This is a genomic window from Variovorax paradoxus (genome assembly GCF_030815855.1).
Classification (GTDB): Bacteria; Pseudomonadota; Gammaproteobacteria; order Burkholderiales; family Burkholderiaceae_C; genus Variovorax; species Variovorax paradoxus_M.
Window position 1 is genome coordinate 145,860 of the sequence record NZ_JAUSXG010000001.1, and the last position, 12,413, is coordinate 158,272.

The following is a 12,413-nucleotide window of genomic DNA, read 5'->3' on the forward strand; positions in this document are numbered from 1 at the left end:
TTTTTTCTTGGCCGGAGGTTCGGCCTTAATGGGTCCCGGACGCCTTGAAGATCTGCCTCGCGGCCTCGATCGTGGCGGCAATGTCATCGTCGCTGTGCGCGGCGCTTACAAAACCCGCTTCGTAAAGCGCCGGTGCAATGTACACACCGCGGTCGAGCAGGCCGTGGAACAGCGCGTTGAACTTCGCGTTGTCGGTGGTCATCACGGTGGCGTAGTTCTGCGGCAGCTCGTTCATGAGGAAGAAGCCGAACATGCCGCCTTCGCTGTCGGCGTTGAAGGGCTGGCCTTCGGCCGCGGCGGCGGCCTTGAGGCCCGCGACCAGCGACTGCGTTTTCTTCGACAGCGCCTCGTAGAAGCCGGGCTTGGCGATTTCCTTCAGCGTGGCGAGTCCGCAGGCCGTGGCCACGGGGTTGCCCGACAGCGTGCCCGCCTGGTAGACCGGGCCGAGCGGCGCGAGCTGTTCCATGATGGCGCGCGGGCCGCCGAAAGCCGCCAGCGGCATGCCGCCGCCGATGACCTTGCCGAGCACCGTGAGGTCGGGCGTGATGCCCAGCACGCCCTGTGCGCCGTTCAGGCCGACGCGAAAGCCCGTCATCACTTCATCGAACACCAGGAGCGCGCCGTGCTGCGTGCACAGGTCGCGGCAGCGCTGGGCGAATTCGGGCGCGGCGCGCACGAAGTTCATGTTGCCGGCAATCGCCTCGATCATGAGGCAGGCGATGTCGTTGCCGTGCAGCGCGAAGGCTTCCTCAAGCTGCGCGATGTTGTTGTACTCGAGCACCAGCGTGTGCTGCGTCACTTCGGGCGGCACGCCGGCCGAGGTGGGATGGCCGAAAGTGGCAAGGCCCGATCCCGCCTTCACCAGCAGCGCATCGGCGTGGCCGTGGTAGCAGCCTTCGAACTTGATGATGTGCTTGCGGCCGGTGGCGCCGCGCGCCAGGCGCAGCGCGCTCATGGCGGCTTCGGTGCCCGAGCTCACGAGCCGCACCATCTCCATCGAGGGCACCAGCGCGAGGATGGCCTCGGCCAGCTCGATTTCGCGCTCGGTGGGCGCGCCGTACGAGAAGCCCTCGAGCACGGCCTTCTGCACCGCTTCGACAACCGCCGGGTGGCCGTGGCCCAGGATCATCGGGCCCCACGATCCGATGTAGTCGATGTAGCGCTTGTCGTTGGCGTCCCAGAAGTAGGCGCCTTCGGCACGGCGGATGAAGCGCGGCGTGCCGCCCACGGCCTTGAAGGCGCGGACCGGCGAATTGACGCCGCCGGGAATGACGGCGCGGGCGCGGTCGAAAAGAATGTCGTTTTGGTCAGCGGTAGGCATCAGTGTCGGGTGTCGTGAGGGGGCAGGGCAAAGTCTGGGGGGGCGTCGGGGTCTTCGTCATCGTCCTCTTCGGGTTCGGCCCAGAACAGGCGGTCGGGAAGCACGTGGCCCATGCCCGGCCGAAAGCCCGCATCGAGGCAGCGGTCCATGTAGGCTAGGGCTTCGGTGGTGGCGGCCACCAGGTCGGTGCCGCTCGCGAGCAGGGCGGCCAGCGCGGCCGACAGGGTGTCGCCGGCGCCGGCGAAAACGGCTTCGAGCCGCTCGTATTTCTCGCTGGCGAGCACCGACTGCGGGGAGGCCAGCACGTTGTCGATGAACTGGTCGGGCAGCACCATGCCGGTCACCAGGGTGTAGGGCACGCCGAACTCTCCAGCGGCTTTGGCGATGTCGCGTGCGCCGGGCGGACGGTCGCCGCTCCAGTCGGGAAGCAGCCACCGCCACAGCGTACTGTGGTTTCCAACCAACACTGTGGCCTGGGGAAGAAGTAACTCCCGAAAAGCGTCGAGATAGGGCTCGATCAGGTTTTCGTCCCACCAGGAAAGGTTGGGCATATAGGCCACCAGCGGCACTTCCGGGTAGTCGGAGGCGGTCTCGGCAATGGTGCTCAGGGTGTCGGGACTGCCCACGAAGCCCACCTTGATGAGCTGCACTTCAACGTCCTCGAGGATGGCGCGCGCCTGCTCGGCCACGGCCTCCTCGTCGAAGGCGAAATGGTCGAATATCTCGGCCGTGTCGCGGGCGTAGGCGCCCGTCACCACCGGCAGCATGTGAGCGCCCACCGACGCCATGGCCAGGGCATCGGCGCCCAGGCCCCCGGCGCCGCTCGGATCGCTGGCGTTGAAGACCAGCACGCAGGGCGGATTCAGGTCGCGCTCGGCGACCTCTTCAGCGTCCGCCGAGGGGTCGTTAAGATCGCCCGGTTTGCGGGCGTTGTCTGCTGGATGTAAGTAAATGGTCATACGCCGGGCAAAATCCCCTGGATGGTGGCATAGGCGCGACGTTTACCGTCTGCCAGTGAGATACGCATAGATACACTCGTTGCATTTAATGAACAAGGACTTTAAGCTCCGATGAATACGAAAACTTGGATGTGCCTGATTTGTGGGTGGATCTATGACGAAGCGGTTGGTGTACCGGAGGACGGCATCGCAGCAGGCACGGCCTGGGCCGATGTTCCGATGAACTGGACCTGTCCTGAGTGCGGTGCGCGCAAGGAAGACTTCGAAATGGTTGAAATCTGAAGAGCATGGCATAGGGCTACGCGATTTGCGTCGATGTACGGCGCGGCGGGCATCCAAGTCGCATTTCAGCAGGAGCGTGTGCAATGGGGCCGAATGGATCAGGTTACAAGGTGCTTGTCATCGACGACAGCAATACGATCCGGCGCAGTGCCGAAATATTTCTGAAGCAGGGCGGGCACGAGGTTCTTCTTGCGGAGGACGGCTTCGACGCGCTCTCGAAAATCAACGATCACAAGCCGCATCTGATTTTCTGCGACATCCTGATGCCTCGCCTGGACGGTTACCAGACCTGCGCCATCATCAAGCGCAACGCTCAATTCTCCAATGTTCCGGTCGTGATGCTCTCTTCGAAAGACGGCGTCTTCGACAAGGCTCGCGGCCGCATGGTCGGGTCGCAGGACTACCTGACCAAACCTTTCACCAAAGACCAGCTGCTGCAGGCCGTGCAGCAGTTTGGCATTGTTCAACAGGAAGTGCAGTAATGCCCATTCGAAAAATCCTCGTCGTCGACGACTCCAAGACGGAACTGGTGTTCCTGTCCGACCTGCTCCGCAAGAACGGCTTTGCCGTCAAGACCGCCGAAAACGCGGAAGACGCCATGCGCCGCCTCGAGGAAGAGCAGCCCGACCTGATCCTCATGGACGTGGTCATGCCCGGCCAGAACGGCTTCCAGCTGACGCGCGCGATCGCCCGCGACCCGAAGTACGGCACCATCCCGATCATCCTGTGCACCAGCAAGAACCAGGAGACCGATCGCGTCTGGGGCATGCGCCAGGGCGCGCGCGACTACATCGTGAAGCCGGTCAACGAGGCCGACCTGATGTCCAAGATCACCGCGCTCGCCTGAACTGGAGCCGACTCAGTCCATGGCGAATCGCGACGCTCTCCGAGCCTTCCAGTCCCGGCTTGCAAGCCGCCTGCAGGCCGCACGCACGACCGGCGTCGCCGCCACGTGGCTCGCGGTCGAGGCGGGCGAGGGCAAGTACCTCTTTCCTCTCGGCCACGCGGGAGAAATTTTCCCCTGGACGCCCCCCCAGCCCGTGCCGTACACGGAGCCCTGGTTCCTGGGCGTTGCCAACCTGCGCGGCGGCCTCTTTGGCGTGGTGCAGCTGTCGGCATTCGCCACGGGCGTTTCAAGCGGTCCGCTCGCCACAGAGGCGGCCCGCATGCAATCGCGGCTCGTTGCCCTCAACGAGCTGCTCGAAGTCAACTGCGCATTGCTGGTCGACCGACTGGCGGGGTTGCGCGGCGCCGAGGCCTTCACGGCCGCGGAGCCGCCAAGCGCAGAAGCACCTGCCTGGCTTGGGCATCTGTACACCGATGCGGCGGGTGAGCGCTGGCAGGAAATCAACCTGCAGGCGCTTTCGCAGCAACCCCAGTTTTTGAGTATTGGCGCCTAGTGCTTTCGCACAGCCCGAAGACAACCACCCTGAAGGACCGACCGTGAGCTCGATCGCCGACAAGTTCAAGAAATTACTGCCCGCCAACAGCGGCAACGACAAGGCCCGCGTCGACGGCTCCGGTTCCACCCTGTCGCTCGACAATGTCGACACGGTCCAGGCGCTGGAAGAAAAGACCGTCCGGCTGGCCCGGAAACAAGGCCGAAATGCCCCCGCCGATCCCGCGCCCACCGGCTTTGCCGATGGCGGCGCGCTGACCAGCGGCGAAGCGGCCAACGAGGCCGGTGCGGGCGCGCTCGACGCTGCCCAGGCGCAAGCCGCGGCCGCAAAAGCGAGCTCCAGGCCGGCGCGTCAGCAGCGGATACTGGCCATCCTGCTGGCTGTGGTGGTGCTGTTGCTGTTGCTGGTGGCCGGCTCCGCGATTCTTCGCGCCGAGCGTCTCGCGCAGCAGGTGGCGGCCACCGGCCAGTCGCTGATGCAGTCGCAGCGTCTCGCAAAATCGATTTCGCAGGCTCTCGTGGGCAGCGCGCCCGCCTTCGTCGAAGTGAAGGACAGCGCCGACGACCTCACGCGCCGCGTGCAGGGCCTGACCAACGGCGACGATGCGCTGCGCCTCGAACGCGTGGGCAACCAGTACGACGAGGACATGGGCAAGATCAACCCGCTGGTCGCCCGTGCCGACGCCAGCGCCAAGGTCGTGCTGTCCCAGCGCCAGATCCTGACCCAGGTGGGTGCCGCCTTGCGCGACATCAACCAGCAATCGTCCGCGCTGCTCGAAATGACGGAAACCGTCGCGTCGCTGAAGATGCAGCAGAACGCCACGCTGCCCGAAATTTCCGCCGCCGGCCAGCTCGTGATGCTGACCCAGCGTATCGGCAAGTCGACCAATGAATTCTTCACGGTCGAAGGCGTGAACCCGGACGCCGTGTTCCTGCTCGGTAAGGACTTGAACACCTTCCAGGAAACCACGCGCGGCCTGCTCGACGGCAATGCGCAGCAGCGCTTCCCCGGCTCGAAAGACCCGCAGACCCGCCAGCAGCTCGAAGCCATTCTGAAGACCTACGAGCAGATGCGCACGCAGGCCTCCGCCATTCTGGGCAACCTGCAGGGCCTGGTGGCCGCGCGTGAAGCGCAGGCTTCCATCCTGACCGACAGCGAGCCGCTGCGCAAATCGCTCGGCGAGCTGCAGGACAAGCTCTCCGCGCGCACCGGCCTGGGCGCCGGAACGATCGTGCTGCTGTTCGTGCTCTCGCTGGCCGCCCTGGCCCTCGCCGGCGCCATCGGTTTCGTGCAGGTGCGCGAAGGCCGCGAACGTGCCGCCAACGCCGAACGCGAACGTCTGGCTGCGGAGCAGACCTCCGAAGAGGCCGGCCGCATCAACAACGCCAACCAGGCCGCCATTCTTCGGCTGATGAACGAACTGCAGACAGTGGCCGAAGGCGACCTGACGCAGGAAGCCACCGTGACCGAGGACATCACCGGCGCCATTGCCGACTCGGTGAACTACACGGTGGAAGAACTGCGTCTGCTGGTGGGCAACGTGCAGAACACGGCCACCCGCGTGGCGCAGACGACGTCGCAGGTGGAAAGCACCTCCACCGAGCTGCTCGCCGCCTCGACCGAACAGTTGCGCGAAATTCGCGAAACCGGCCAGTCGGTGCTGACCATGGCCGAGCGAATCAACGGCGTGTCCTCGCAAGCGCAAGAGTCGGCCACGGTGGCGCGCCAGTCGCTGCAAGCTGCTTCTTCCGGTCTGCAGGCCGTGCAGAACGCCATCGGCGGTATGAACTCCATCCGCGACCAGATCCAGGAAACCTCCAAGCGGATCAAGCGCCTGGGCGAATCCTCGCAGGAGATCGGCGAAATCACCGAGCTGATCTCGGACATTACCGAACAGACGAACGTGCTGGCGCTGAACGCCGCCATTCAGGCCGCATCGGCCGGTGAAGCCGGTCGCGGCTTCTCGGTGGTGGCGGAAGAAGTGCAGCGGCTGGCTGAACGCTCCGCGGACGCCACGCGCCAGATTTCGGCGCTGGTGAAGGCGATTCAGACCGACACGCAGGATGCGGTGGGCGCCATGGAGCGTTCCACGCAGGGTGTGGTCGAAGGGGCCAAGCTGTCCGACAATGCAGGTACCGCACTGACCGAGATTGACCGCGTGTCGCGCCGCCTTGCCGAGCTGATCGAGCAGATTTCGCAGTCCGCCTCCCGCGAAGCCGATTCGGCCAACGTGGTGGCCGCCAACATCCAGCACATTTTTGCAGTGACCGAGCAGACCGGAGAAGGTACCCGTACCACCGCCCAGCAGGTGCGCGAGCTTTCGCAGATGGCCGAAGAACTGCGTCGTTCCGTTGCCCGTTTCAAAATTGCCTGACAAGAGATAAGAACGGCGAGCATCCAACGTGTCGATTCAAAACCCTGCCACGGCCCCCCTCGCTGGCAACGTGCCGGCCACCGAAGACCTTGGGCCGCTGGCCTGGGTCTTGGGAGAAATCCAGAAATCCCTCGACAGCGTTGCCAAGTCGCTGCGGCGCTTCGTGCACGACGTGGGCAATACCTCGGAACTCGAGAGTGGCCCGCTGCAAATGGCCCGCCAGCAGTTGCACCAATCCGTCGGTGCACTGCAGATGGTGGGCAACACCGCCCCGGCGCTGGTGCTCGGCTCCATCGAATTCGCGGTTCAGGGCTTCATTGCCGAACCGCAGCGCTGCACCGACAGCGCGGTTCAGAAGATCGAGCGTGCCGGTTTTGCCGTCGTCGATTTCCTCAACGCACTGCTGGCCGGCAAGCCCGTCTCGTCGGTGGCGCTGTTTCCTCAATACCGCGACGTGCTCGAACTGGTCGGCAACGAGCGCGTTCATCCGGCGGACCTCTGGAGCATTGCCTGGCGCTGGGTCGAAGTCCGTCCCGCGCTGACGCAGGCTGCCCTGGCCTATGACCCGGCGGTGCGTTCGCGGCTCGACCGCGAAGTGCTGCAGCTGGTCAAGACCGGCGACGCGCAAGCCGCGCGCCGGCTGCAGGCCCTGTGCCTGGGGCTCGGGCGCGGTGCGCTGCTGCCCCGCGTCGCGAGTTTCTGGACCTTGGCCGGGGGCTTCTTTGAGGCCCTGGCGCTGGAACTGATTCCGGCCGATTCCTATGTCAAGCGCGCCGCCTCGCGCGTGCTGCTGCAATACGCCACGCTGGCGCGCGGCGACAGCACCGTTTCCGACCGGCTGGGCCAGGACCTGTTGTTCTTCTGCGCGCAGGCCGTGCCCACCGCGCGCGACGACGCCGCCACGCTGCGCACCGTGCGAACCGCCTGGGGCGTCGCGGGCGAGCCGTACATCGACTACGCCGTCGAGCAGTTCGGCCGCTTCGATCCGCTGGTGCTCACGCAGGCGCGCAAGCGCATCGAAACCGCCAAGGAAATGTGGTCGGCGCTCTCGGGCGGCGATGCCACCCGCACGCGCCAGGTGGCCGACACCTTCGCGCAGCTCGGCGAATCGCTGCAGAAGCTGCATCCGCCGAGCCTGCCGATGGTGCAGGCGCTGACCCATGCGGTCGAAGCGTCCTTGAAATCCGGCCAGCCGCCCGACACCGAACTCGCGATGGAAGTCGCGACCTCGGTGCTCTACCTGGAAGCCGCGCTCGAAGACCTGGACCCGAGCGATCCGCAACTCACCTCCCGCACCCTGCAGCTGGCCGGCCGCATCGAACGCGTGCGCGCAGGCGGACATTCGGAGCCGCTCGAGCCCTGGATGGAAGACCTGTATCGCCGCGTGAGCGATCGCCAGACCATGGGTACGGTGGTCGACGAGCTGCGCAGCCACCTGAGCGAACTCGAGAAGTCGCTCGACCAGTATTTCCGCCGTCCCGCCGAAAAGGCGCTGTTGCGCACCGTGCCGAGCCAGCTGCTGCAGATGCGCGGCGTGTTCTCGGTGCTGGGCCTGGAGCAGGCCGCGCACACCGTTCAGCGCATGCGAGACGAGGTCGAGCAGATGCTGGTGGGCAACGCATCGCCTGTCGAGGAAATGCACAGCTTCGACGCGCTCGGCAACAACCTGGGCGCGCTCGGCTTCCTGATCGATATGCTGGGCTACCAGCCGGCGCTCGCCAAGCGCCTGTTCGTGTTCGATACCGAAGCCGGCGAACTCAAGCCGCTGATGGGCCGCCAGGCCGCCGACAGCGGCCCCGCGGATGTCGCAGTGGCGGACGGCAAGCCTGCAGGCGCAGAAGCCGTGCTCAGCATCGAGGAGGTCGACGCACAGATCGCCTCGAAGCTCGCCGCGCTCGCCACGCCCAACCGCAAGGCGAAGGTCTCGCCCATCGAGGAATTCAGCCGCAAGGCCGACAGCTGGACGAACAAGATCACCGGTCCCGCGGCGCTGCCCGACACCGAGGTGACCGAGCTCGAAGAAGACGACCTGCAGAACATCTTCCTCGACGAGGCCCGCGAGGTGGTGCAGAACGGCCTGGCCGCCATCGACGAACTCGGCGGCCACCCTGACGACACCGAAGAACTCACCATCCTGCGGCGCGCGTTCCACACCTTGAAGGGCAGTTCGCGCATGGTCGGCCTGACCGACTTCGGCGATGCCGCGTGGTCGTTCGAGCAGGTGCTGAACACCTGGCTGGCCGATCAGCGCGATGCCACGCCCGAGCTGCTTTCCGCGACCCGCAATGCGCTCGGCGAATTCAGCGAATGGGTGGAAGCCATTGCTTCGGGCGCCCAGCACAGCTGGCAGTCGTCGTATTTCAGCCGCGTGGCCAACGCCCTGCTGGCCGGCGAGCCCGTGCCGACCGCACCACCGCGCGCCGATGCGGACGCTCTTGCAGTGGCGGCGCGTCACATTGCCGCGGAGCCGCCTGTGGCCGCCTCGCTGCCGATGCCGGAGTTGCCTGAGCTCCCGCCGTTGCCCGACCTGTCGCTGGCTCCCGCCGCGCCGCCGGAGCCTGCACCCGCCCCCGAACCGGCCTTCGAATTGCCGGTGCAGGCGCTGGAGCAGCCCGCAAGGCACGAAACCGACGATGACTTCGCATCGACCGACTTCCTCGACTTCGATACCAAGCCGAGCCCGGAAGAGTCTTTCGAAGTGCTGACCGGCAGCGGAGATTTCGATTTCCTGGCGCCCGAGAAGGCAGCACCCGCACCCGTCGCCACGCCTGAGCTGCTGCAAACGCCGACGGCACTGCCCGACCTGGACTGGGCACCCGAGCCTTCGCTGGCAAAGGACAGCGAGCCCGCAGCCCTTGCCCCGGCCGTGCCTGTGTCCGTGCCCGTCGAAGAAGAGCCCGTGGCTGCCGCACCGGCGTTCCTGCTGGAGCCGGAAGAACCCGCCGCAGCCGTGGCCGAAACGCCCGCCGCAGCGGCGGAGCCTGTCGAACCGCCAGTGGTGGTTGCAGACACGATTGCAGCTGCCGAAGACGCGCCGCAACCCGAACCTGAACCCGAGGTGCAGGAAACGGCCGAAGCCGCTGCTCCCTCCGGTGCGGACGACCAGGTCAAGGTCATCGGACCATTGCGCATCGGCATTGCGCTCTACAACGTCTACCTCAACGAGGCCGACGAATGGTCGAGGCAGTTGGCCACCGACGTCGGCGAGTGGGCACTCGAATCGCACGAGCGCCTGCCGGATTCGACCGTTGCGCTCGCGCATTCGCTGGCCGGCAGCTCGGCCACCGTCGGCTTCCATAGCCTTTCGGGCATGGCCCGCCTGCTCGAAGCCGCGCTCCAGCATCTGCAGATGCAGGGCAGCGGTACGCGCGAACAGGGCGTGGTGCTGGTTGCCGCGGCCGATGAGCTGCGCCGCCTGCTGCACCAGTTCGCCGTGGGTTTCCTGCGCGAACCTTCCGAAGGAACGCTGCAGGCGCTGCGCGACATCGCTGCAGCACCCATGCCGCCAGAGGCGGCCGCCCGGGTCGAGACCCGGCCGCTCCAGCACATGGTGTCCACCGACAGCGTGGCCGACGTGGCGCTGGACGATTCCGAAGATGCCATCGACCTGGCCGATGCGGTCGACGTCGACCTGTTCCCGATCTTCGAGGAAGAGGCTGCGGAATTGCTGCCCCAGCTGGGTCAGGCGCTGCGCCAGTGGGCACACCATCCCGACGACAGCGCACCGCGCGCCTCCGTGCTTCGCACGCTGCACACGCTCAAGGGCAGCGCCCGGCTGGCCGGCGCCATGCGCCTTGGCGAGCGGGCGCACCGCATGGAGTCCGAGATCGAAGTCCTGGGCACCCAGGGCGGTGCCGACCGGGTCGAAATCGAAAAGCTGCTCACGCGCCTGGATGCGCTGCAGTCCACCTTCGACGCGCTGCGCGCGGCGGACGATGCCACCCAGGCCGAAGTGGCCCAGCTCGTGGTGGCGGCCTCCACCGCCGTGCCGGGCGTTCAGCTGGTGCAGGTTGCCGCCGAATCCGGCGTGCCCGCCAATGACGAAACCGCTGCCGATGGCGACCAGGGCGCAGGCGCCGCGGAGACGGCCGTCGCACCATCGCTATTCCCGCGGCCGGCACCTGCACTGCTCGCGCCGTTGCGCACGGCTTCCACCCAGGCCGTTCGCATCCGCACCCAGCTGCTCGACCGCCTGGTGGCGCAGACCGGCGAGGTCATCATCACGCGCTCGCGCCTCGAAGCCGAACTGGGTCAGCTGCGCGGTTCGCTCTCCGACCTGACGGGCAACCTCGACCGCCTGCGCCAGCAGCTGCGCGACATCGAAGTGCAGGCCGAAAGCCAGATGCAATCCCGCCTGGCGCAAGCCAAGGATTCGCAGCAGAGCTTCGACCCGCTCGAGTTCGACCGCTTCACCCGCGTGCAGGAACTTACGCGCATGATGGCCGAGTCGGTGAACGACGTGGCCACCGTGCAGCGCACGCTGCAAAAGACGGTGCAGGCCACGGAAGACGACTTGAGCGTGCAGGCGCGCCAGACGCGCGAACTGCAGCGCGGCCTGCTGCGCACGCGCATGGTGGAGTTCGAAGGCATTTCCGACCGCCTCTACCGCGTGGTGCGCCAGGCGTCGAAAGACACCGGCAAGCAGGTGCGCCTGGACATCGTCGGCGGCTCCATCGAAATGGACCGCGGCGTGCTCGACCGTATGACGCCCGCCTTCGAGCACCTGCTGCGCAATTGCGTGGCGCACGGTATCGAGGACGTGGCTGCACGCGAAAAGGCCGGCAAGGACGCGAGCGGGCTGATCGTGATCGACCTGCACCACGAAGGCAACGACGTCTCGGTGAGCTTCCGCGACGACGGAGCCGGCCTGGACCACAAGCGCATCGCCGAGCGTGCCCGCACCCTCGGCCTCTTGGGGCCCGACCAGGAACTGTCGCCCGAAGAAGCCACCGAGCTGATCTTCAAGCCCGGCTTCTCGACGGCGGGGCAGGTGTCCGAACTGGCCGGCCGCGGCATCGGCATGGACGTGGTGCGCGCGCAAATCGCGGCGCTCGGCGGCCGCATCGAAACGCACAGCACGGCCGGACAAGGCACCACCTTCAAGCTGGTGCTGCCGCTCACCACCGCGGTGACGCACGTGGTGATGCTGCGCGCCGGAGACGTGTCGATCGGCGTGCCGTCCAATCTCGTGGAGCTGGTGCAGCGCGTGAGCAGCACCGAGCTCGAAGCGGCCTACCTGCACAACAGCCATCCGTTCGGCAGCGAACAGGTGCCCTTCTACTGGGCCGGCGCGCTGCTGCAGGCCTCGGCGCGCAGCGCGCATTCTTCGAGCAAGAACAACACCGTCGTGATCGTGCGAAGCGCCGCGCAGCGGGTGGGCCTGCACGTGGACGAAGTGCTGGGCAACCAGGAAGTCGTGGTCAAGAACCTCGGGCCACAGCTTGCGCGTCTGCCGGGTCTGGCCGGCATCTCGGTGCTGGCTTCGGGCGCGGTGGCGCTGCTCTACAACCCGGTGGCGCTGGCCGCGGTGCACGGCGAGCAGGCGCGCATGCGCCAGGCCGCCGCGCTGGCGGTGTCCGCACACGCCGCGTCGGCCGATGCGGAGCACGGTGCACCGCAGGAACCGTTGCCGATGCTGGCACCTCCGGTGCCGCAGGTTCCCCTGGTGCTGGTGGTCGACGACTCCATCACGGTGCGCCGCGTCACGCAGCGCCTGCTGCAGCGCGAAGGCTATCGTGTGTCGCTCGCGGCCGACGGCTTGCAGGCGCTCGAACGGCTGCAGCAGGAGCGGCCGGCGGTGGTGCTGTCGGACATCGAAATGCCGCGCATGGACGGCTTCGACCTGGCGCGCAACATCCGCGCGGACGAGTCGATGGCGGGTCTGCCGATCATCATGATCACCTCGCGCATCGCCGAGAAGCACCGCGACTACGCGCGCACGCTGGGCGTGAACCACTATCTCGGCAAGCCCTACTCGGAAGACGAACTGCTGCGCCTGGTGCGTGCGTACACCAGCGAACCGGCATTGGCGGCTGCTGCTTGACGCTCTCCGGAGCTCGACCAGTAAAGGGGCCCGA

8 protein-coding genes are annotated in these 12,413 nt (G+C 66.6%); 6 read left to right on the forward strand and 2 right to left on the reverse strand.

Annotation, left to right across the window (positions count from 1 at the left end):
• Positions 1–25 precede the first annotated feature (25 nt).
• The gene (gene hemL / locus QFZ42_RS00710; protein WP_307699107.1) at positions 26–1,321 is read right to left on the reverse strand and encodes a glutamate-1-semialdehyde 2,1-aminomutase; all 1,296 of its coding nucleotides are present in this window, start codon (positions 1,319–1,321) and stop codon (positions 26–28) included.
• Entirely contained in the window at positions 1,321–2,280 is a 960-nt protein-coding gene (gene thiD / locus QFZ42_RS00715) for a bifunctional hydroxymethylpyrimidine kinase/phosphomethylpyrimidine kinase (protein WP_307699108.1), read from the reverse strand. Before thiD ends, hemL begins: the two co-directional genes overlap by 1 nt.
• 111 nt (positions 2,281–2,391) lie before the next feature.
• Here thiD and QFZ42_RS00720 point away from each other — a divergent pair, with 111 nt between their 5' ends.
• The 6 genes from QFZ42_RS00720 to QFZ42_RS00745 all read left to right on the forward strand — a co-directional run bounded on the left by QFZ42_RS00720 (position 2,392) and on the right by QFZ42_RS00745 (position 12,379).
• The gene (locus tag QFZ42_RS00720; protein WP_007838397.1) at positions 2,392–2,562 is read left to right on the forward strand and encodes a rubredoxin; all 171 of its coding nucleotides are present in this window, start codon (positions 2,392–2,394) and stop codon (positions 2,560–2,562) included.
• 83 nt (positions 2,563–2,645) lie between these two features.
• Positions 2,646–3,044: a response regulator gene (locus QFZ42_RS00725; protein ID WP_126749384.1), complete on the forward strand. Its 399-nt coding sequence runs from the start codon at positions 2,646–2,648 to the stop codon at positions 3,042–3,044.
• The gene (locus QFZ42_RS00730; protein WP_307699109.1) at positions 3,044–3,409 is read left to right on the forward strand and encodes a response regulator; all 366 of its coding nucleotides are present in this window, start codon (positions 3,044–3,046) and stop codon (positions 3,407–3,409) included. The genes QFZ42_RS00725 and QFZ42_RS00730 overlap by 1 nt, the downstream gene beginning before the upstream one ends.
• 19 nt (positions 3,410–3,428) lie before the next feature.
• Positions 3,429–3,962: a chemotaxis protein CheW gene (locus QFZ42_RS00735; RefSeq protein WP_307699110.1), complete on the forward strand. Its 534-nt coding sequence runs from the start codon at positions 3,429–3,431 to the stop codon at positions 3,960–3,962.
• A 43-nt stretch (positions 3,963–4,005) separates the two neighbouring features.
• Positions 4,006–6,336 carry a methyl-accepting chemotaxis protein gene (locus QFZ42_RS00740; RefSeq protein ID WP_307699111.1) on the forward strand — a complete coding sequence of 777 codons (2,331 nt, stop codon included), beginning with the start codon at positions 4,006–4,008 and terminating at the stop codon, positions 6,334–6,336.
• A gap of 28 nt (positions 6,337–6,364) precedes the next feature.
• Positions 6,365–12,379 carry a hybrid sensor histidine kinase/response regulator gene (locus QFZ42_RS00745; RefSeq protein WP_307699112.1) on the forward strand — a complete coding sequence of 2,005 codons (6,015 nt, stop codon included), beginning with the start codon at positions 6,365–6,367 and terminating at the stop codon, positions 12,377–12,379.
• The last annotated feature ends 34 nt before the right edge of the window (positions 12,380–12,413 follow it).